Origin of the sequence: Methylobacterium gregans (assembly GCF_022179245.1) — a bacterium.
GTDB classification, from domain to species: domain Bacteria; phylum Pseudomonadota; class Alphaproteobacteria; order Rhizobiales; family Beijerinckiaceae; genus Methylobacterium; species Methylobacterium gregans.
In genome coordinates this window covers 28,965-47,642 of record NZ_BPQM01000030.1, presented here as the reverse complement: position 1 = coordinate 47,642, position 18,678 = coordinate 28,965, and the positions used below count along the sequence as shown (strand labels likewise).

Genomic DNA, 18,678 nt, shown 5'->3' with positions numbered 1-18,678 from the left:
AAAGGTGCCGCTACGGTGCCCGCAGCGCGCCGCCCACCAGCCAGGCCGGGTCGAACCAGCGGTCGGCCTCGCCGTCGTAGGGCAGGCGCGTGATGTCCCAGTGCTGGATATACTTCGCGTAAGTATTCCAGACCGTGATGCCGCCGCCCACGAAGATGCGCCGGCCCGGATAGCGCTTCAGCACCGCCTCCGGATCCTCGTGCGAGCGGATCACGTCGATGGTGCGGTCCTTGAAGGCGAATTCCGGCACCGAGGCCACCGTCTTCGGGCCGGCGATCAGCACGTGCCCCATGGTGAGCGCAAAGAAGCGCGTCACGTCCTCCACGAAGAGCGGGTCGGTGTTACCCTCCCAGGGCAGATGGCCGTTGAGGCCGAGCTGGCCCCGCTGGCCGATGGCGCAGATGCAGCGGACGTCGATCATGGCACGCGAACCCGGAACGCGAGGGGGCGGGCTCTGCCCGAACCCGCCGGGGCCTGAGGCCCCGGTCCCCCTTACTCGGGGGCGCGGAATTCCAGAACCCGGTCGGTCGGGAAATCGTAGAGTTTGCCGCTGTCCTCGGAGGCGGGGCTCGCCAGCCGCACGATGTGCGGAGCGAGGTCCTCCGGCGTCTTCAGCGTGTCCGGATCCTCGCCCGGCATCGCGGCGGCGCGCATGCTGGTGCGCAGCGGGCCCGGGTTGAGGAGCATGGCCCGGATCTTGGTGTTGGCAGTCTCGGCCGCGTAGGTGCGGACCAAGGCTTCCAGGGCCGCCTTGGAGACCGAGTACGGGCCCCAGTAGGCCCGGCACTTCGAGGCCGCGCCCGAGGAGACGAAGAGCGCCCGGCCCGCGTCCGACATCTGCAGCAGCGGATCGAGCGAGCGGATCAGGCGCCAGTTCGCCGTGACGTTGATCGCCATCACCTGGTCCCAGACCTTCGGGGTGATGTGCCCGACCGGCATCAGGTTGCCGAGGATGCCCGCGTTGCCCACCACGATGTCGAGCCGCTTCCAGCGCTCGTTGATCGCGGCGCCCAGCCGGTCGATGCCGTCGTAATCGGTGAGGTCGAGCGGCACGAGGGTCGCGCTGGCGCCCCGCTGCCGGACCGCGTCGTCCAGCTCCTCCAGCGCACCCTGCGTGCGGGCGACCGCGATGACGTGCGCGCCCGCCTCCGCCAGCGCCAGCACGGCGGCCCGGCCGATGCCGCGCGAGGCACCGGTGACGACGGCGACGCGGCCGTCGAGGGTCTTCTCCGCCATCGGCTCAGTCCGCCTCGGCCAGCATCGCGAAGCGCTTCGGCCCGGCGATGGCCAGATCCGTCAGCGCGGTCGGGTACTCGCCGGTGAAGCAGTGGTCGGTGTATTGCGGGCAGGCGCTGTTGCGCTCAGCCTCGCCCATCGCCCGGTAGAGGCCGGGGATCGACAGGAAGGCGAGCGAATCCGCGCCGATATACTTCCGCATCCCCTCGAGGTCGTGGGTCGCGGCGAGCAGCTTCTCGCGCTCCGGCGTGTCGATGCCGTAGAAGTCCGGGTGCATGATCGGCGGGCTGGCGATCCGGAAATGCACCTCGCGCGCGCCGGCCTCGCGCATCATCCGGACGATCTTCACCGATGTCGTGCCGCGCACCAGGCTGTCATCGACGAGCACGATGCGCTTGCCCTCGATCGCCGCGCGGTTGGCCGAGTGCTTCATGCGCACGCCGAGTTCGCGCACCGACTGGGTCGGCTGGATGAAGGTGCGGCCGACATAGTGGTTGCGGATGATGCCCATCTCGAAGGGCAGCCCGGTCTCCTGCGCGAAGCCGAGCGCGGCCGGCACGCCCGAATCCGGCACCGGCACGACCACGTCCGCCTCGACCGGCGTCTCGCGGGCGAGTTCCTGGCCGATGTTCTTGCGCACCGCGTAGACGCTCTTGCCGTTCACGACCGAGTCGGGACGGGCGAAGTAGATGTACTCGAAGATGCAGGGGCGGATCGGCCGCTTCTCGGCAAAGCGGATCGACTCGACGCCCTCCTCGGAGATCACCACGATCTCGCCGTTCTCGATGTCACGCACGAACTTTGCGCCGATGATGTCGAGCGCGCAGGTCTCGGAGGCCAGCATGTAGCGGCCGTCGAGCTCGCCCAGCACCAGCGGGCGGATGCCTTGCGGGTCGCGGGCGCCGATCAGCTTCTTGTTCGTCAGCGCCACGATCGCGTAGGCGCCCTCGATCGCCTGGAGCGCGTCGATGAAGCGCTCGATGATCCGGGGTTTGCGCGAGCGCGCAGCGAGATGGAGGATCACCTCGGTGTCCGAGGTCGATTGCGTGATCGCACCGTCGCGCACGAGGTCGCGGCGGATGGAGAGGGCGTTGGTCAGGTTGCCGTTATGCGCCACCGCGAGGCCGCCGCTGGCGAGCTCCGCGAAGAGCGGCTGGACGTTGCGCAGGATGGTGCCGCCGGTGGTCGAGTAGCGCACGTGGCCGATCGCGGCGCGGCCCTTCAGGCGGGCGATGGTCTCGCCGTCCGAGAACGAGTCGCCGACCAGGCCGGGACGGCGCTCCGAGTGGAACACCGCGCCGTCGAAGGAGACGATGCCGGCCGCCTCCTGGCCGCGGTGCTGCAGGGCGTGGAGCCCCAGCGCCACGATGGCCGAGGCGTCCGGATGATCGAAGATACCGAAGACGCCGCACTCCTCGCGCAGCGTATCGCCGTCGAGATCGAGGTCGAAATCGGCGGAGGCGGAGGCAACGGCGCGGTCGGGCATGCTCGATGTCTGTCCCTGATGGCCGCCGGTAACCGGCGGCGCGCGCCGGATATGATGGCACGGGATCGAGGCCCCGCGCGTGGAATCATTCCACCCGGCTGCGTCAACGGCGGTTATCTAAGGGCTTTTGGCCGGCCAACCAAGCGCCGACGCGTGCAGGTCAGCGTCGCGGCGCCGACGTGGCTCCGCCGTCCGTGCGGCGCTGGGCCGGCGCCTCCTCGGCCGGGGCGTCGACCGGCTCGTTCGGCGGCGTGTCGACCTTCGGCTTCTTGAACTGCTTGAGGAAGCCTTCCGGGTTCTCGGGCAGCTGCGCGACGAGCGCGTCGCCGGATTTCTCCAGCATCGGGCGCGAGCGGGCCTGCGAGGCCCAGTCCGGCACCTTGCCCTGCACCAGCCAGGACAGGAACACCCAGCCGATCACGCAGATCAGGAAGCCGCGGGCGGCTCCGAACAGGAAGCCGAGCGAGCGGTCGACGGCCCCGATGCGCGAGTCGAGCACCACGTCGGAGATCTTCACGGTGATGATCGAGACGATGATCAGCGTCGTCAGGAAGATCGCGGCGATCGAGGCCACGAGCGCGACCGTGTCGCTGCTCACGTGCTGCTTCACGGTCGGCAGCAGCATGGGGTGGAACTTCCAGGCGACGGCGGCGGCGGCGACCCAGGCGATGATCGCGAGCACCTCGCGGGTCACGCCGCGCACGGCCGCGAGCAGCGCGGAGATCACCACGATGCCGAGCACGACGAGATCGAGGATGGAGAACGGCATCAGCGCATCGGGTCACGCAAGGGATCGGCCATGGCAGGTCGTCGCGCGGCTCCCCCGGGACCGCGGCGCCTGTATATCCTGACGAACCTCGGCCGTCACCCTTGTGCGGGGATTGCGCGCAACCAGCGGACGCGCGCTAATCGGCCTCCTCGTAGCGGGGGTTGTGGTTTCGGCCCCGCCCGCCGCGCTTCGGTCCGTTGGCCGCGATGCCCGCGACCAGGTCGGCAATATGGCGCAGCGACTCGGTGGCGATCGCCCGGTCGGCGGTCTCGCGACCTTGGGGCATCAGCGCCTTGGCGAAGCCGAGCTTCTGCGCCTCCTTCAGGCGCGCGCTTGCCTGGGCCACCGGGCGGATCGCGCCGGATAGGCCGATCTCGCCGAAATAGACGGTCTCGGGCGGGAGCGCCGCGCCCGACAGCGAGGAGACGAGGGCTGCGGCCACCGCGAGATCGGCCGCGGGCTCGGAGATGCGCAGACCACCCGCGACGTTGAGATAGACGTCGTGGCCCGAGAGCCGGATGCCGCCATGGGCCTCCAGCACCGCGAGTACCATCGAGAGCCGGTTCGGATCCCAGCCGACGACCGCCCGCCGCGGCATGCCGAGCGCCGAGGGCGCCACCAGTGCCTGGATCTCGACGAGGAGCGGCCGTGTACCCTCCATGCCGGCGAAGACCGCGGTGCCCGCGGCCTGGTGGTCGCGCCCCGCCAGGAACAGGGCGGAGGGGTTCGGTACCTCGGCAAGCCCCCCGTCCGTCATCTCGAACACGCCGATCTCGTCAGTTGGGCCGAAGCGGTTCTTGACCGCGCGCAGGATGCGGAAATGGTGGCCCTGGTCGCCCTCGAAGGAGGCGACCGCGTCGACCATGTGCTCGACCACGCGCGGCCCCGCGATCTGCCCGTCCTTCGTGACGTGGCCGACGAGGATCACCGCCGTGCCGGTGGTCTTGGCGAAGCGGATCAGGCTCTGGGCCGAGGAGCGCACCTGCGTGACGGTGCCGGGCGCGGAATCGACCGTCTCGGTCCACATGGTCTGGATCGAGTCGATGATGGCGAGCGCGGGCGGGCGGCCCTGCGAGAGCGTCTCGACGATGTCCTCGACATTGGTCTCGGCGGCGAGCTCCACGGGCCGGTCGGCGAGGCCGAGGCGTTCGGCTCGCAGGCGCACCTGCCCGACCGCCTCCTCGCCCGAGATGTAGGCGACGCGCTGACCCGTGGCGGCCATGGCGGCCGAGGCCTGCATCAGGAGGGTCGACTTGCCGATGCCCGGATCACCCCCGAGCAGGATCACCGAGCCGCGCACGAAGCCGCCACCGGTCACCCGGTCCAGCTCCGCGATGCCGGAGGGGAGGCGCGGCGCCTGTTTGACCTCGCCGGTCAGCCCTTCGAGCGGGAAGACGCGCCCCCGCGCCCGCGACGGCCGGGTCGCGGCCGGGCCCGCCTGCACGCCGCCGCCCGGCGTCTCCTCGACGATCGTGTTCCAGCCGTTGCAGGCCTCGCAGCGCCCGCGCCAGCGGTTGTAGACCGCCCCGCAGGACTGGCAGACGAAGGTCTGGTGGATCTTGGCCATGGATCTCGCGAGCGCCGACGGTCGAACCGGCCGCGCCGATCCCGCCTCACTCTACATAGGTGCGAACATACCGGGAACCCAGCCCGGTCAGGATCTCGTAGCCGATCGTGCCGGCCGCGCGCCCGACACTGTCCACGTCGAGCGCGTCGCCGATCAGCACGGCGGTCGCGCCGCGCCGGGCGTCGGGCGCCTCGGTGACGTCGAGTATGATCAGGTCCATCGAGATCAGGCCGAGGATCGGGCACGCGACCCCGCCGACGAGCGCGTGGCCGCGCCCGCTCGCCGCGCGCGGGTAGCCGTCCGCGTAGCCGAGCGAGAGCGTGGCCAGCCGCCGCGGGCCGGGCGCGACCCAGCGGTGGTTGTAGCCCGCGCCCGTGCCCGCCGCGACGTCGCGAACCTGCACGATCTCAGCCTCCAGCCGCACCACGGGCCGCATCGGGTTCGGCCGACCTGGCGTGGGGTTGCCGCCGAACAGGGCGTAGCCCGGCCGCAGCAGGTCGTGGTGCGTGGTGGTTCCGAGGAAGATGCCCGAGGAATTGGCGAGCGAGGCTGGGATCTCCGGGAAGGCGGCGCGCGCGGCCGAGAAATCGCGGATCTGCCGGGCGTTCACCGGATCCTCCGGCAGCTCGGCGCTGACGAGATGGCTCATCACGAGGTCGATGCCGGCGGCGCGGATGCGAGGATCGGCGCGCAGAGCCAGCGCCTCCGGTACCGAAAGGCCGAGCCGGTTCATGCCGGTGTCGACGTGGAGCGCGGCCGGCCGCGCGCCGCCGCTCGCCTGCGCCCAGGCGTCGAGCTCGTCGTGGGAGCCGAGGACCGGGCGCAGGTCGTCGCGGAGGAAGGCGTCGGCGCCGCCCGGCGGCAGGCCATTCAGCACATAGATCGTGGCCTCCGGGACGGCTTGCCGCGCCGCCACGCCCTCGGCGAGATGCGCCACGAAGAAGGTGCGGCAGCCCGCCCGCCACAGGGCGGGGGCGACCGCCGCGAGCCCGCAGCCGTAGGCGTCGGCTTTGACCACGGCCGCGCAGGGCGTACCGGGCGCCCGCGCGCCGAGGCGGCGCCAATTCTCGGCGATGGCGGAGAGATCGACGGTGAGGCGGGCGCCGTGACCGACGGGTTCGGTGGGCGAAATCGTTCGTTCCTCCGGGCAAGCGCCGGTGTCCAGCGGGTTTCCGCCCTCCTATACGCCGTCGCGGCAATGCCGATCCATGCCGGGGCCGTCTGCCGGCCACGCCCTCCGGGCGGGCGGATCACATCGGCTCGGGCAGGCGGTCGCTTTGAGCGAGGTTCGAGAAGCGGGTGATGTTGGCGTCGAACTGCAACTCGACCGTGCCGGTGGGGCCGTGGCGCTGCTTGCCGATGATCACCTCGGCCTTGCCGTGGACGCGCTGCATCTCGGCTTCCCAGGCGAAGAACTCCTCCGTGCCCTCGCGCGGCTTCTTGTTTCCGACGTAGTACTCCTCGCGGAACACGAACATCACCACGTCGGCGTCCTGCTCGATCGAGCCCGATTCGCGCAGGTCCGAGAGCTGCGGGCGCTTGTCGTCGCGGTTCTCCACCTGACGGGAGAGCTGCGAGAGCGCGATGATCGGCACCGAGAGTTCCTTGGCGAGCGCCTTCATGCCGGTGGTGATCTCGGTCATCTCCTGCACGCGGTTGTCGCCCTTCTTGGACGAGCCCGAGAGGAGCTGCAGGTAGTCCACGATCAGGAGGTCGAGGCCCTTCTGGCGCTTCAGGCGGCGCGCGCGGGCGGCGAGCTGCGCGATCGAGATACCGCCGGTCTGGTCGATGTAGAACGGGATCGTCTGCATGTCCCGGGCGGCGTCGGTGATCTTGTAGAAGTCCTCCGGCCGGATGTCGCCGCGGCGGATCTTGTAGGAGGGCACGCCGGACTGCTCGGCGATGATGCGGGTCGCCAATTGCTCGGCCGACATCTCGAGCGAGAAGAACCCGACGATGCCGCCGTTGACGGTCTTGGTGACGCCGTCCTGCCCCTTCTCGCCCTGGTAGGCCTTGGCGATGTTGAAGGCGATGTTGGTCACCAGCGAGGTCTTGCCCATGGCCGGGCGCCCCGCGAGGATGATGAGGTCCGACGGCTGCAGGCCGCCCATCTTGGCGTCGAGGTCGGAGAGCCCCGTGGCGATGCCGGAGAGCTTGCCCTCGCGCTGGTAGGCCTTGGCCGCCATGTCGATGGCGGCGGTCAATGCGTCCGAGAACTTCTGGAAGCCGCCGTCGTACTTGCCGGCCTCGGCCAGCTCGTAGAGCCGGCGCTCGGTCAGCTCGATCTGCTCGCGGGGCGCCTGCTCGACCGGGGCCTCGTAGGCGCCGTTGACCAGATCCTCGCCGATGTTGATCAGCCGGCGCCGGATGGCGAGGTCGTAGATGGTGCGGCCGTACTCGCCCGCGTTGATGACCGTGGTCGCGTCCGCCGCCAGGCGCGCGAGGTACTGCATCACCGTCTGGCCGCCGAAATCGGCGTCGCCGAGATACGTCTTCATGGTGATGGGTGTGGCGAGCTTGCCCGCCTTGATCAGCGACACCGCGACCGTGAAGATCTGCTGGTGCGCCTCCTCCATGAAGTGCTCAGGGAGCAGGAAGTCCGAGACGCGGTAATAGGCGTCGTTGTTGACCAGCATCGCGCCGAGCAGGGCCTGCTCCGCGTCGATGTTGTGGGGCTGGACCCGGTACTCGGTCGGCACCGCCTCGAGCTTGGCCGTCAGGGCGTTGGGCAGGGCCATCGGCAGGTCGCTCCTCCGGCGCGTCCCACCGCGGGCCGCGCGACCGTCACTTCGCGCGGACCATGCACCGGTATGGTTGACCGATGCTTGCCGCGCCGTCCGCGCGCCGCGGGTGCGACACGAAGAACGCCCGCCGCTCGGGGGAGCGGCGGGCGTCCATGTTTGGAACAAATGTGGAACCGGTCAACCCTCGGGGACGATCGTCCCCGTTGTCCACCGGTCTCTCGGCTCAGCCGCGGTCGTCGGCGCCCTCGCCGGCATCGGCCAGCGCCGCGCCGACCTCGAGGCCGAGGTCGTCGAGGTTGAACGCCTCGCGCTCGGTGACCGACTCACCGCGGGCCTGACGCTCGGCCTCCTCGGGGCTGCGGGCGATGTTGACGGTCACCTTCACCTCGACCTCGGGGTGAAGGACGACCGGCACGGTGTGCAGGCCCAGCGTCTTGATCGGCTGGTTCAGGGTGAACTGGCCGCGCTCGACGGTGAAGCCATCCTTCGAGACGACCTCGGCGAGGTCGCGGGTGGAGACCGAGCCGTAGAGCACGCCGGTCTCGCCCGACTGGCGGATCAGGATGAAGTTCTGGCCGTCGAGCTTCTCGGCGACGGCCTCAGCGTCCTTCTTGCGGTCGAGGTTGCGCGCCTCGAGCTGGGCGCGCTGGTCCTCGAAGCGCTTCTTGTTGGCCTCGGTGGCGCGCAGAGCCTTGCCGCGGGCGAGGAGGAAGTTGCGGGCAAAGCCCGGGCGGACGTTCACGGTCTCGCCCATCTGGCCGAGCTTGGCCACGCGCTCGAGGAGGATGACTTCCATGGTTCTGTTCCTTTCAGGGAGTGTTTGAACGGATCTCAGGTCGCCGGGCCGCCCCGGGGGCGGCGGCGGTCGAGGGCGGTATCGGCGAGGCCGAACAGGGTCAGCGCGACGAGGGCGATGCCTTGCGTCACGAAGAGGATGAGGTAGAGGCCGAAGAGCAGCGCCCCGCGGCCCGGACGGCCGCGGCTGCGGTCGTGGAAGGCGGCGAGCCCCTGGAGCGCGAAGACCGCGCAGAGCGCGCCGACCAGCGCCGTGCCGAACACGCCGAGATAGCCCGGCGCCAGAGTGAGCACGACGGCGACGGCGAGCAGGCCGAGCATGCCCCGCGGCATGATGGTGGAGGGGATGTCCGGCCACGGCCGCAGCAGGCGGCCGGAGAGGCGCACGATGCGGGCGGAGGCCCAGAGATAGAAGACGAGGAGCAGGGCGAGGCCCGTGGCGGCGATGCCGGGCAGCAGGCGTCCCATCGCCTCGGCAAGCTCCGCCTGCAACTCGGCCTGGGCCTTCACCTTCGGGTCGGCGGATTCGGCCGGCGCCTCGGGGCCGCGCTCGGCCGCCTGCTCGCCGTCCTGTTCGGCACGCGGCACGGGGGCGGGCGCCGGGGCCCCGCGCATCTGCACCCGGATCAGGTTGCCGGCGAGCTGACGCATCTGCGTCTCGTAGGCCTCGTAGCTCGACGAGGAGAGCAGCGCGATGGCGACGACCGCGGCGCCCGCGGTGGTGCCGACCCAGCCGAGCAGGCGCCCGGTCGGGTACCATTCCGTGGTGCCGGTTGCGCCGGTGCCGTCCGGGTTCTGGCGGCCGAGGAGCGTCAGGTAGGCGAGCCACCACGCGGGCAGGGCGAGGTAGGCGGCGAAGCCGAGGCCGAGCGAGGGCGAGACCGCGAGCGCTAGCGCGAGGCTGCCGGTGACGGCGGCGGCGAGCGCGGCGCGGTGGCTCCAGCCGAGGCCGACGATCAGGATGGGGAGCGGCGAGACGAGGTTCAGCACGAAGGCGAGCAGCGTTCCTTTCAGGAGAACGCCGAACAGGAGGGCCGAGACGAGGCCCGCGCCGATGCCGATGCCGAGATACTGGGTCATGGGTTCCGCTGTCCCGCCGGTCTGGGACGACCGGGGTTAGAGGCGCTGTGCGCCCCAACGATGACGGCGACCGGTGAGAGGCGTCGTCTTCTGCTGATGTGGAGGCCGGCCCGGGCAGCCCGGACCGGCAGCCTGACGGCCTACTTGATGACGTAGGGCAGCAGGCCGAGGAAGCGCGAGCGCTTGATGGCCTGGGCCAGCTCGCGCTGCTTCTTGGCGGAGACCGCGGTGATGCGGCTCGGCACGATCTTGCCGCGCTCCGATACGTAGCGCGACAGGAGCTTCACGTCCTTGTAGTCGATCTTCGGCGCGTTCGCGCCGGAGAACGGGCAGGTCTTGCGACGACGGAAGAACGGACGACGGCCACCGCCGCCACCAGCACCGAAGGCCATGACTTAGTTCTCCCCGCCGAAGTTGCGCTCGGGACGCTCGCCCCGCTCGGGACGGTCCCCACGATCGCCGCGGTCGCCGCCGAAGCCGCCACCGAAGCCCTCGTCGTCGCGGCGACGGCCGCGCTCGCGGTCGCGACGGTCGTCGCGGTCGCGCTTCTGCATCATCGCGGAGGGCTCCTGCTCCAGCTCCTCGACGCGGATCGTCATGAAGCGCAGGATGTCTTCCGAGATCTGCATCTGGCGCTCCATCTCGGCGATCGCGGCCGGGGGGGCGTCGATGTTGAGGAGCGCGAAGTGCGCCTTGCGGTTCTTCTTGATGCGGTAGGCGAGGGACTTGACGCCCCACATCTCGATCTTCTCGAGACGGCCGCCGTTCTGCTCGATCACACCCTTGTAGGTGTCGATCATGGTCTCGACCTGCTGGGACGTCACGTCCTGGCGGGCGAGGAGCACGTGCTCGTAGAGAGGCATTTCGGGCCTTTCATCGTGGATGAGGCCCGGGACGCGCGGATTGAGCGGGAGCCGGGCCGGTTCGTTCACGCTTGCCCGGCGCCAAGCCCTTCGAGCCGTGATGATGGCCCGAGCGGTTGATCGAAGGCGGAGACACCGGACGACGGATCCGAGGATCCTGTGCCGACGAGCGGCACCGTCCGTTCAGCCCCCGGCCGGAGCGAACGCGAGGGCCGGCGCATAGGGGGTTTTTTCAGGTTTGGCAAGAGGGCGGGCGGCTGGGCGGACGGCGCCCCAGGCGCGCTCAGGCCTTGTCCAGTTCCGCGGCGATGGCCGAGATCACCCGCGGGTCGTTCGGCTCGACCGGGGTGGCGAAGGCGCCGGCCAGAGTGCCGTTCCGGGCGATCAGGTACTTGTGGAAGTTCCAGCGCGGGGTCTCGCCCGGCCGCTCGGCGGCCGCCCAGGCGTAGAAGGGGTGGGCGTTCGGCATCTTCACCCGGGTCTTGGCGGTGAGCGGGAAGGTGACGCCGTGGTTCTTCCGCGCGGCCTCGGCGATCGCCGCCCCGTCGAGGGGCTCCTGGTTGCCGAAATCGGGGGAGGGGACGCCGATGACCGCGAGGCCGCGATCCTGGAACCGGGTCCACAGGGTCTGGAGGCCCGAGAGCTGACCGGCGAAGCCGCAGGCGGTCGCGGTGTTGACCACGAGGATCGGGCGGCCCTTGTACCCGGCGAGCGGCAACGCGCCGCCCTCCGGCTTCTCGAAGGTGAACTCGGTGGCCCGGCCATCGGCCGCGCGGGCGGGGCAGGCCAGCGCGGCGCCGAACAGAACGAGGGCCTCGCGACGCAGCAGGGTCATGACGTCCTCCTCCAGAGAAAGCTTCGAAGCCTGTTTTGTAGCGCGATCGACCAACCGGTCTACAGGAGGGATGTCCTTCGCCGCCGGCGGATCTAACTTGGATCAAGTCCAGACCGCGCCCGGAGGATCCGATGCCGCCCACCTACGTCACCGCCTCCGGCATGCCGCGCTACAACGGCATCGCCCAGGCCCTGCACTGGCTGACCGCGCTTCTCGTCGCCGCGGTGCTGCCGCTCGCCTGGGTGGCGACGAGCCTGGCCCGGGACGCGCCGGCCAAGGGCGACCTGTTCGTGCTGCACAAGTCGGTGGGACTGACGCTCTTCGCTCTCGTGGTCCTGCGCATCGTCTGGCGCATCCTCCACCCGGCGCCGCCCGAGCCCAGAATGCCGGCCGCGCTCGCGGTGCTCGGGCGGATTAACCACTGGCTCCTCTACGCGGTCTTCCTGATCATGCCGGTGAGCGGCTACCTGCTCAGCGCGCTGGCGGGCCGCGCGACGCCGTATTTCTGGCTGTTCACCGTGCCGGGCCTGCCGAAGGACGAGGGGCTGCAGAAGATCTTCCACTCGGTCCACCTCGTCGGGCAATGGGCGGTCTACCTCCTGGTCGGCCTGCACATCCTGGCGACCGTCTGGCACGTCGCGATCCGCCGCGACGGCCTGCACGAGCGCATGATGCCGGTGCAGGATCAGGTCGGCTAGGGCGGGTGACCGGGGCGGATCTCAGCCGTTCTGCCGGTAGCCCCTCCGCCGTCATTCCGGGGCGCCGCTTCGCGGCCCCGGGCTGACGCCGTGACGATGGCATGGAAGGGATCAGCCGCGTTCTACGGCTCGACGCGGCGCAGGATGAAGGTGGTGCCGGTCTCCGGGTCGCGCCGCCAGGCGCCCTCGCCGGTCGGCACCAGACCGACCGTGTGGCCGCGCCGGGCCTTCAGCGTCAGTCGGCCGGCACCGAAGCTCCAGGTGGCGGGTCCGAACACCTCGACCCCGCTGTCCCGGCAGCCCGGCAGCAACGTCACGTTCCCGCCGCTGGCGAGTTCGAGACGGCAGACGTCGCGGTCGCGGTAGCGGTCGAGCGCGTAGAGGCCGGGTGCGGGCTCGCCCCCCGCCGGAGCGGGAATCGCGGCCGCGGCCGCCTGCCCGGCGGAGGGCTGTCCGGCTGATGGCGGAGCGGCCTCCGGGGGCGTCGCGGCCGAGGGCTGGGATGTGTCCGGCGCGGGCGGGCGCATCGCCGCGATGTCGAGGGGCACGAAGCTGTAGACCTCGCCGCTCTCGGCCTTCGCGCCGTAGCTGCCGCGGTCGGGCCGCGCCGTGAAGATCAGGAGCGGGCGCACGTCCTTGTCGACGAGGCGCACGCCGCCCTCGGTGTAGAGCCAGCCGACCATCGTGGCGGTGATCGGCAGCGCCCGGCGGCAGCCCGCCGGGAAAGCGAGCTTGCGGCCCACCGGCCCGTTGTCGATGCCGAGCGTCATCACGCAGCGCCGGTTGGTCCCGTCGCGCGAGAGATCCCAGGTGCCCGGCACGCCGGTGAAGCGGTCGGGCAGGCGATCGGCGGGCGGCGTCGCGGCCGGCACCGCCTCCGGCGCGGACGGAGGCACGTCCGGTGGAGCGGACGGCATCAGGGGCGGCAGCTGTGGCGGCTGCGCGGGGATTGCCTCCTGCGCCGCTGCGCCGCCGAGGCCGAAGGTGCCGGCAAGCGCGATGAGGAGGATCCGTCTCACGCCCCGGCTTTCCCGGATGTCCCGGCGACGGCCCGCCAGGGCGTCTCGGCCACCGGCGTCAGGGGCCCGCGGCCCTCGAACCACGAGAGCAGGTTGTCGACCACGAGCTGGCCCATCGCCGCCCGGGTGTGGTGCGAGGCCGAGCCGACATGCGGCAGCAGCACCGCGTTGTCGAGGCCGATGAGCTCCGCCGGCACGTGCGGCTCCTTCGCGAAGACGTCGAGCCCGGCCGCCTGGATGGTGCCCTCCCGCAGCGCTGCTGCCAGCGCCGCCTCGTCCACGAGGCTGCCGCGGGCGACGTTGATCAGAACGCCCTCCGGCCCCAGCGCCCGCAGCACGGCGGCGTCGATGAGGCCGGCGGTCTCCGGGCCGCCCGGCGCCACCACGATCAGCACGTGCACCGCCTCGGCGAGGCCCAGCAGGGTCGGGTGGTAGGCGTAAGGAACGTCCGCCTGCCGGGAGCGCCCGTGATAGGCGATCGCGACCCCGAACCCTTCGAGCCGGCGCGCGATGGCCTGCCCGATCCGACCGAGGCCCAGGATGCCGATCCGGCGCCCGCGCAAGGAGGGCGAGAGCGGGAACGGCGCCTCGGGCCAGCGCCCGGCCCTCAGGTAGCGCTCCGCCTGCGGGATCCGGCGGAGCGTCGCCAGCAGCAGGCCGAGCGTCAGGTCGGCCACCTCGTCGGTGAGCACGTCCGGGGTGTTGGTGACGACGATGCCCCGCGCGGCGGCTGCCCGGGCATCGACCGTGTCGTAGCCGACGCCGAAATTGGCGATGATCTCCAGATTCGGCAGCCGGTCCATCAGGGCGGCGTCGACCGGCGTCTGCGCGCCGACCGCGAGGCCGCGGATGCGGGGCGCGACCTCGGCGAGGAGCGCCTCCGGGTCGGCGGCGGTGTCGAGCCGGTGCAGGGTGTGGCGGGCACCGAGGCCCTCCGCCACGACCGTGTGCATCGGCCGGAGCATCAGGATCTCGGGCGGGGCGGGCTCGCTCACGGTTCGGACTCCGGCCGGCGCGCGGGGCACGCCTCTCCCGTCCCACATACCGCATCCGACCGCGTTGTCGTGGCCCGCCGGAGCACCCGTGCGACAGAAGCCGGCCAGCCATCTCGCGGCAGCGGCGCGGGACCTCTTCCGATTCCTGCCTTAGACCCCTACTAAGGGAGGTTCCAAGCCGGGTGCATCGGGTGCCCCGGATGGTCTCCACAGCGAATACTCAAGCCATGGCAAGCCCGCGCACGCTCTACGACAAGATCTGGGACGACCACGTCGTCGATGTTCAGCCGGACGGCACCAGCCTCCTCTACATCGACCGCCACCTCGTACACGAGGTGACGAGCCCCCAGGCGTTCGAGGGCCTACGCGTCGCCGGCCGCAAGGTGCGCCACCCCGAGAAGACGCTCGCGGTCGTGGACCACAACGTCCAGACCTCCGACCGCAGGGCGGGAATCGAGGATCCGGAGAGCCGCACGCAGCTCGAGGCCTTGGCCGAGAACGTGCGCGACTTCGGCATCGAGTTCTACGACGCGCTGGATCGCCGCCAGGGCATCGTCCACATCATCGGGCCGGAGCAGGGCTTCACGCTGCCCGGTCAGACGATCGTCTGCGGCGACTCGCACACCTCGACGCACGGCGCCTTCGGGGCGCTGGCGCACGGCATCGGTACCTCGGAGGTCGAGCACGTGCTCGCCACCCAGACGCTGGTGCAGAAGAAGGCCAAGAACATGCGGGTCACCGTCGACGGCACCCTGCCGCCGGGGGTCACCGCGAAGGACATCATCCTGGCGATCATCGGCGAGATCGGCACGGCGGGCGGCACCGGCCACGTGCTCGAATATGCCGGCGAAGCCATCCGCGCGCTCTCGATGGAGGGCCGGATGACGATCTGCAACATGTCGGTCGAGGGCGGTGCCCGCGCCGGCATGGTGGCGCCCGACGAGACCACCTTCGCGTACGTGAAGGGCCGGCCGAAGGCGCCGCAGGGCGCGGCCTTCGACGCGGCACGCCGCTACTGGGAGAGCCTTGTCACGGACGAGGGTGCCCATTTCGACCGCGAGGTCCGGCTCGATGCGGCCAACCTCCCCCCGATCGTCAGCTGGGGCACGAGCCCCGAGGACGTGATCTCGGTCCAGGGCCTCGTGCCGGATCCGGCCGCGATCACCGACGAGAACAAGCGGCAGTCGAAGGAGAAGGCGCTGGCCTATATGGGCCTGACGCCGGGCACGCGGATCACCGACATCACCCTCGACCGGGTCTTCATCGGCTCCTGCACCAACGGGCGCATCGAGGACCTGCGCGAGGTCGCCCGCGTTGTCGGCGACCGCAAGGTGCACCAGAGCGTCTCGGCGATGATCGTGCCGGGCTCCGGCCTCGTGAAGGCGCAGGCCGAGGCCGAGGGTCTCGACAAGATCCTGAAGGCCGCGGGCTTCGACTGGCGCGAGCCGGGCTGCTCGATGTGCCTGGGCATGAACCCGGACAAGCTGCGTCCGGGCGAGCGCTGCGCCTCGACCTCGAACCGCAACTTCGAGGGCCGCCAGGGCCCGCGCGGGCGCACGCACCTCGTCTCCCCGGCGATGGCCGCCGCCGCGGCGGTGGCCGGCCGCTTCGTCGACATCCGCGAGTGGCCGCAGGGCTGACCGCCCGCTCCCGACGTCTGCCGAAGCCCGCTCCGGTTTACCGGGGCGGGCTTTTTTCATCGACGCCCTGGACAGGCTCCCAGACAAAGCGCGGGTCCCCTCTCCCATAGGGAGAGGGAGTGCGATTCAGTGCCCAGCCCCGGCTGGTGCTGCTCCGCGTGGTCGGCGGATCAGCGGGGTGCCGCAGGCCATCGCCAGGAAGAGTACGGTGAGGACGAGGAACACGTCCTCGAAGCTCATCACCAGCCCCTGGATCCGCACCGTGTTGGTGATGGCCTTGAGCGCCATGCCGTTGGCGTCGCCACCCAGCACCTCGAACTGGCGGCGCATCGCGTCGAGGCGCTCCAGAGCGGCCGTGTTCGCCCAGGTGAAGCGCTCGTGCAGCCGCGCGAGATGGAGGTCCCAGCGGGCATTCAGCACCGTGTTGATCAGCGCCAGCCCCACCGCGCCGCCGAGGTTGCGCGTGAGGTTGAACAGGCCCGAAGCGTTCTTCATCCGCTCCGGCGGCAGGGTGCCGAGCGCGATGTTGTTGATCGGGATCATGCAGAGCATCAGCGAGCAGCCGCGCAGCACCTGCGGCAGCAGCAGCTCCCAGAAGTCCCAATCCTTCGTCAGCCCGGTGACAATCCAGGTGCCGACCGCGAAGCCGGAAAACCCCATCGCCATCATCACCCGCGGGTCGAGCTTAGCCGACAGCTTGCCGGCGATCGGGGCGGTCGCGAACATGCAGAGGCCTGAGACGAACATGGTCTCGCCGATCTGCAGCGCCGAGTAGCCGCGCACGCGCGCGAGATAGACCGGGTAGAGGTAGGTCAGCCCGTAGAGGCCGATGCCCATCACGAAGCTGAAGACGCAGCCGCCCGCGAAGTTGCGGTCCGAGAAGGCGCGCAGGTCCACGATCGGCTGGCGCGCCGTGAAGACGCGCCAGAAGAACAGCAGGCCCGAGACGGTGCAGACGAGCGCGCAGACGAAGACCGCCTCGTCCTGCAGCCAGTCGTGGTTCGGGCCTTCCTCGAGCACGTATTCGAGGCAGCCGAGGAAGCCCGCCATGAAGGCGAGGCCGGCCCAGTCGAAGGACTTCAGGAGATCGAGGTTCGGCCGGTCGAAATCGACGAGGAACCAGGTCGAGACCGTGACGAAGATGCCCGGCACGATGTTGATCAGGAACAGCCAGTGCCAGGAGAACAGGTCGGTGAGGTAGCCGCCGACCGTCGGACCGATGGTCGGCGCAAGCGTCGCCACGAGGCCGATCATCGGCGAGACGATCGTGCGCTTCGAGGGCGGGAAGATCGTGAAGGCGGAGGCGAACACGGTCGGGATCATGCCGCCGCCGATGAACCCCTGCGCGGCGCGCCAGACGATCATCTCGCCGATCGACGAGGAAGTCGCGCACATCAGGCTCATCAGCGTGAAGCCGCCGGCCGAGATCGAGAACATCCAGCGCGTCGAGAGCACCCGCGAGAGCGTGCCCGAGAGCGGGATCGAGATGACCTCGGCGATGAGGTAGCTCGTCTGCACCCAGGGGATCTCGTCGCCAGAGGCCGAGAGGCCGGCCTGGATCTCGTTCAGGGAGGCCGAGACGATCTGGATGTCCAGGATCGCCATGAACATGCCGAAGACCATGCAGACGAACGCCACCATGCGGCGGCGGTCGAGCGGCGGGTCGGCCGGGACGGATCCGGCTGCGGCGGTGGCGGCCATGGCGTCGGCCTCAGCGCCGGGCGGCGAGCGTCTGGACCGGCGCGTCGGCGCCGTCGCGGGTGTCGACCTTCACCACCACCGAGAGGCCGGGGCGCAGCAGGCCCTCGCGGGCAACGTCCTCGGGGACGTGGACGCGCACCGGCAGGCGCTGCACGATCTTGGTGAAGTTGCCGGTCGCGTTGTCGGGCGGCAGCAGGCTGAAGACCGATCCGGAGGCCGGAGAGAGCGATTCCACCGTGCCGACGATGTCGCGATCCGGATAGGCGTCCACGTGGATGTGGACCTCCTGGCCGGGGCGGACGCGCACGAGCTGGGTCTCCTTGAAGTTCGCGTCCACCCGCACGCTCTGGAGCGGCACCAGGGCGGCGACCCGCGAGCCCGGCGACACGTAGGCGCCGGCCTCGACCGCCTTGTTGCCGACAACCCCGTCGAAGGGCGCGCGGATCACCGCGAAATCGAGGTCGCGCCGCGCCCGGTCAACGGCCGTGCGCAGCTCCGCCGCGAGGCTCTCCGCCTCACGGGTCTGGGCCTGCAGCACCGCGACGTTGGCGCGCGCCGCCGCCAGCGCCGCCTCGGCCGACTTCACGGCGGCCTCCGTGCGGTCGCGGTCGGCCTTCGCTTGGTCGAGGCGGGATTTGGCGACGTAATCCGCCTGCATCTGCGTGGCGCGGGCGTAGTCGGCGCCCGCCCGCACGGCGTCGGCCTTGGCGGCATCGATCTGGGCGGCGCTCTGCAGCACCTGCGCCTGCGCCGCCTCGGCCTGCCGGCCGATGCGCTGGATCGTGCTCTCCTGGGTGGCGAGCTTGTCTTGCGCCGCCTTCAGGGCGAGCCGGTAGTCGCCGTCGTCGAGCCGGGCGATCACCGCGCCCGCCTTCACGGCCTGCCCGTTCACCACCGGCACCGCCGCGAGATAGCCCGGGACCTTGGCGGCGAGCACCGAGATGTCCGCCTGGACGTAGGCGTCGTCCGTGCTCACGAAGAAGCGCCCAACCGTCCACCATTGCCAGCCCGCGTAGCCGCCCCCGCCGAGCGCGGCGCAGAGCAGCAGGGCCAGAACAACGCGGCGCAGCGGGCGGCGGGGCTTCGCGGCGGGCGACGCCGGCAGGACGTGAGCGCGCGACGCGGCGCGTGCTCCGCCGCTCTCCTCCGGCTCGGAGACCTCGACGGCGCTGTCCGACCGGTCGGCATCCTCGCGCAGCGACATGTCGCTCATCCTCGATACTGTTGACCGAACCGTTCGGTCATTATCC

Annotated in this window: 18 protein-coding genes; 2 read left to right on the top strand and 16 right to left on the bottom strand. The window is 70.8% G+C overall.

Features of this window, described 5'->3' with window-relative positions:
* Positions 1 to 10: 10 nt before the first annotated feature.
* The 12 genes from MFF54_RS07745 to MFF54_RS07690 form a co-directional block, all read right to left on the bottom strand.
* Entirely contained in the window at positions 11 to 421 is a 411-nt protein-coding gene (locus MFF54_RS07745; RefSeq protein WP_238302040.1) for a dihydrofolate reductase, read from the bottom strand.
* A gap of 71 nt (positions 422 to 492) precedes the next feature.
* Entirely contained in the window at positions 493 to 1,236 is a 744-nt protein-coding gene (locus tag MFF54_RS07740) for an SDR family NAD(P)-dependent oxidoreductase (protein WP_238302039.1), read from the bottom strand.
* 4 nt (positions 1,237 to 1,240) lie between these two features.
* The gene (gene purF, locus MFF54_RS07735) at positions 1,241 to 2,722 is read right to left on the bottom strand and encodes an amidophosphoribosyltransferase (protein ID WP_238302038.1); all 1,482 of its coding nucleotides are present in this window, start codon (positions 2,720 to 2,722) and stop codon (positions 1,241 to 1,243) included.
* Between the two features lie 160 nt (positions 2,723 to 2,882).
* On the bottom strand, positions 2,883 to 3,491 hold the full coding sequence (locus tag MFF54_RS07730; protein ID WP_238302037.1) for a CvpA family protein: 609 nt from the start codon (positions 3,489 to 3,491) through the stop codon (positions 2,883 to 2,885).
* Positions 3,492 to 3,627: 136 nt separating this feature from the next.
* Entirely contained in the window at positions 3,628 to 5,058 is a 1,431-nt protein-coding gene (radA, locus tag MFF54_RS07725; protein ID WP_238302036.1) for a DNA repair protein RadA, read from the bottom strand.
* Between the two features lie 46 nt (positions 5,059 to 5,104).
* Positions 5,105 to 6,190 carry an alanine racemase gene (gene alr, locus MFF54_RS07720; protein ID WP_238302142.1) on the bottom strand — a complete coding sequence of 362 codons (1,086 nt, stop codon included), beginning with the start codon at positions 6,188 to 6,190 and terminating at the stop codon, positions 5,105 to 5,107.
* Between the two features lie 118 nt (positions 6,191 to 6,308).
* The gene (locus tag MFF54_RS07715) at positions 6,309 to 7,796 is read right to left on the bottom strand and encodes a replicative DNA helicase (RefSeq protein WP_238302035.1); all 1,488 of its coding nucleotides are present in this window, start codon (positions 7,794 to 7,796) and stop codon (positions 6,309 to 6,311) included.
* Positions 7,797 to 8,025: 229 nt separating this feature from the next.
* Positions 8,026 to 8,598, bottom strand: a complete 573-nt coding sequence (gene rplI / locus MFF54_RS07710; RefSeq protein WP_238302034.1) for a 50S ribosomal protein L9 — start codon at positions 8,596 to 8,598, stop codon at positions 8,026 to 8,028.
* 35 nt (positions 8,599 to 8,633) lie between these two features.
* Complete coding sequence (locus MFF54_RS07705) at positions 8,634 to 9,677, bottom strand: DUF2232 domain-containing protein (RefSeq protein ID WP_238302033.1); 1,044 nt, start codon at positions 9,675 to 9,677, stop codon at positions 8,634 to 8,636.
* A 140-nt stretch (positions 9,678 to 9,817) separates the two neighbouring features.
* A complete protein-coding gene (rpsR, locus tag MFF54_RS07700; protein WP_066921788.1) occupies positions 9,818 to 10,069 on the bottom strand; it encodes a 30S ribosomal protein S18 in 252 nt (83 codons plus the stop codon).
* A 3-nt stretch (positions 10,070 to 10,072) separates the two neighbouring features.
* Positions 10,073 to 10,540, bottom strand: coding sequence for a 30S ribosomal protein S6 (gene rpsF / locus MFF54_RS07695; RefSeq protein ID WP_238302032.1), 468 nt, complete (start codon positions 10,538 to 10,540; stop codon positions 10,073 to 10,075).
* Positions 10,541 to 10,823: 283 nt separating this feature from the next.
* Positions 10,824 to 11,375 carry a glutathione peroxidase gene (locus MFF54_RS07690; RefSeq protein ID WP_238302031.1) on the bottom strand — a complete coding sequence of 184 codons (552 nt, stop codon included), beginning with the start codon at positions 11,373 to 11,375 and terminating at the stop codon, positions 10,824 to 10,826.
* Between the two features lie 131 nt (positions 11,376 to 11,506).
* Between MFF54_RS07690 and MFF54_RS07685 the strand changes: the two genes are divergently transcribed.
* Positions 11,507 to 12,073, top strand: coding sequence for a cytochrome b (locus tag MFF54_RS07685; RefSeq protein WP_238302030.1), 567 nt, complete (start codon positions 11,507 to 11,509; stop codon positions 12,071 to 12,073).
* Positions 12,074 to 12,195: 122 nt separating this feature from the next.
* Here MFF54_RS07685 and MFF54_RS07680 read toward each other — a convergent pair whose 3' ends face one another.
* On the bottom strand, positions 12,196 to 13,092 hold the full coding sequence (locus MFF54_RS07680; protein ID WP_238302029.1) for an AprI/Inh family metalloprotease inhibitor: 897 nt from the start codon (positions 13,090 to 13,092) through the stop codon (positions 12,196 to 12,198).
* A complete protein-coding gene (locus MFF54_RS07675) occupies positions 13,089 to 14,057 on the bottom strand; it encodes a 2-hydroxyacid dehydrogenase (RefSeq protein ID WP_238302141.1) in 969 nt (322 codons plus the stop codon). The genes MFF54_RS07680 and MFF54_RS07675 overlap by 4 nt, the downstream gene beginning before the upstream one ends.
* Positions 14,058 to 14,314: 257 nt before the next feature.
* Here MFF54_RS07675 and leuC point away from each other — a divergent pair, with 257 nt between their 5' ends.
* A complete protein-coding gene (gene leuC / locus MFF54_RS07670; protein ID WP_238302028.1) occupies positions 14,315 to 15,727 on the top strand; it encodes a 3-isopropylmalate dehydratase large subunit in 1,413 nt (470 codons plus the stop codon).
* Between the two features lie 126 nt (positions 15,728 to 15,853).
* Here the strand turns inward: leuC and MFF54_RS07665 are convergent, their stop codons facing one another.
* Positions 15,854 to 17,428 (bottom strand): DHA2 family efflux MFS transporter permease subunit, encoded by a 1,575-nt coding sequence (locus MFF54_RS07665; protein WP_238302027.1) that lies wholly within the window; start codon positions 17,426 to 17,428, stop codon positions 15,854 to 15,856.
* A 10-nt stretch (positions 17,429 to 17,438) separates the two neighbouring features.
* Positions 17,439 to 18,632, bottom strand: coding sequence for an HlyD family secretion protein (locus MFF54_RS07660; RefSeq protein WP_238302026.1), 1,194 nt, complete (start codon positions 18,630 to 18,632; stop codon positions 17,439 to 17,441).
* Between the last annotated feature and the right edge of the window lie 46 nt (positions 18,633 to 18,678).

What these genes read in the sequence shown, in the direction of transcription:
- MFF54_RS07745 (WP_238302040.1), bottom strand. Translation starts at nt 421, where the DNA reads ATGATCGACGTCCGCTGCATCTGCGCCATCGGCCAGCGGGGCCAGCTC.
- MFF54_RS07740 (WP_238302039.1), bottom strand. Translation starts at nt 1,236, where the DNA reads ATGGCGGAGAAGACCCTCGACGGCCGCGTCGCCGTCGTCACCGGTGCC.
- purF (WP_238302038.1), bottom strand. Translation starts at nt 2,722, where the DNA reads ATGCCCGACCGCGCCGTTGCCTCCGCCTCCGCCGATTTCGACCTCGAT.
- MFF54_RS07730 (WP_238302037.1), bottom strand. Translation starts at nt 3,491, where the DNA reads ATGCCGTTCTCCATCCTCGATCTCGTCGTGCTCGGCATCGTGGTGATC.
- radA (WP_238302036.1), bottom strand. Translation starts at nt 5,058, where the DNA reads ATGGCCAAGATCCACCAGACCTTCGTCTGCCAGTCCTGCGGGGCGGTC.
- MFF54_RS07715 (WP_238302035.1), bottom strand. Translation starts at nt 7,796, where the DNA reads ATGGCCCTGCCCAACGCCCTGACGGCCAAGCTCGAGGCGGTGCCGACC.
- rplI (WP_238302034.1), bottom strand. Translation starts at nt 8,598, where the DNA reads ATGGAAGTCATCCTCCTCGAGCGCGTGGCCAAGCTCGGCCAGATGGGC.
- MFF54_RS07705 (WP_238302033.1), bottom strand. Translation starts at nt 9,677, where the DNA reads ATGACCCAGTATCTCGGCATCGGCATCGGCGCGGGCCTCGTCTCGGCC.
- rpsR (WP_066921788.1), bottom strand. Translation starts at nt 10,069, where the DNA reads ATGGCCTTCGGTGCTGGTGGCGGCGGTGGCCGTCGTCCGTTCTTCCGT.
- rpsF (WP_238302032.1), bottom strand. Translation starts at nt 10,540, where the DNA reads ATGCCTCTCTACGAGCACGTGCTCCTCGCCCGCCAGGACGTGACGTCC.
- MFF54_RS07690 (WP_238302031.1), bottom strand. Translation starts at nt 11,375, where the DNA reads ATGACCCTGCTGCGTCGCGAGGCCCTCGTTCTGTTCGGCGCCGCGCTG.
- MFF54_RS07685 (WP_238302030.1), top strand. Translation starts at nt 11,507, where the DNA reads ATGCCGCCCACCTACGTCACCGCCTCCGGCATGCCGCGCTACAACGGC.
- MFF54_RS07675 (WP_238302141.1), bottom strand. Translation starts at nt 14,057, where the DNA reads ATGCTCCGGCCGATGCACACGGTCGTGGCGGAGGGCCTCGGTGCCCGC.
- leuC (WP_238302028.1), top strand. Translation starts at nt 14,315, where the DNA reads ATGGCAAGCCCGCGCACGCTCTACGACAAGATCTGGGACGACCACGTC.
- MFF54_RS07665 (WP_238302027.1), bottom strand. Translation starts at nt 17,428, where the DNA reads ATGGCCGCCACCGCCGCAGCCGGATCCGTCCCGGCCGACCCGCCGCTC.
- MFF54_RS07660 (WP_238302026.1), bottom strand. Translation starts at nt 18,632, where the DNA reads ATGTCGCTGCGCGAGGATGCCGACCGGTCGGACAGCGCCGTCGAGGTC.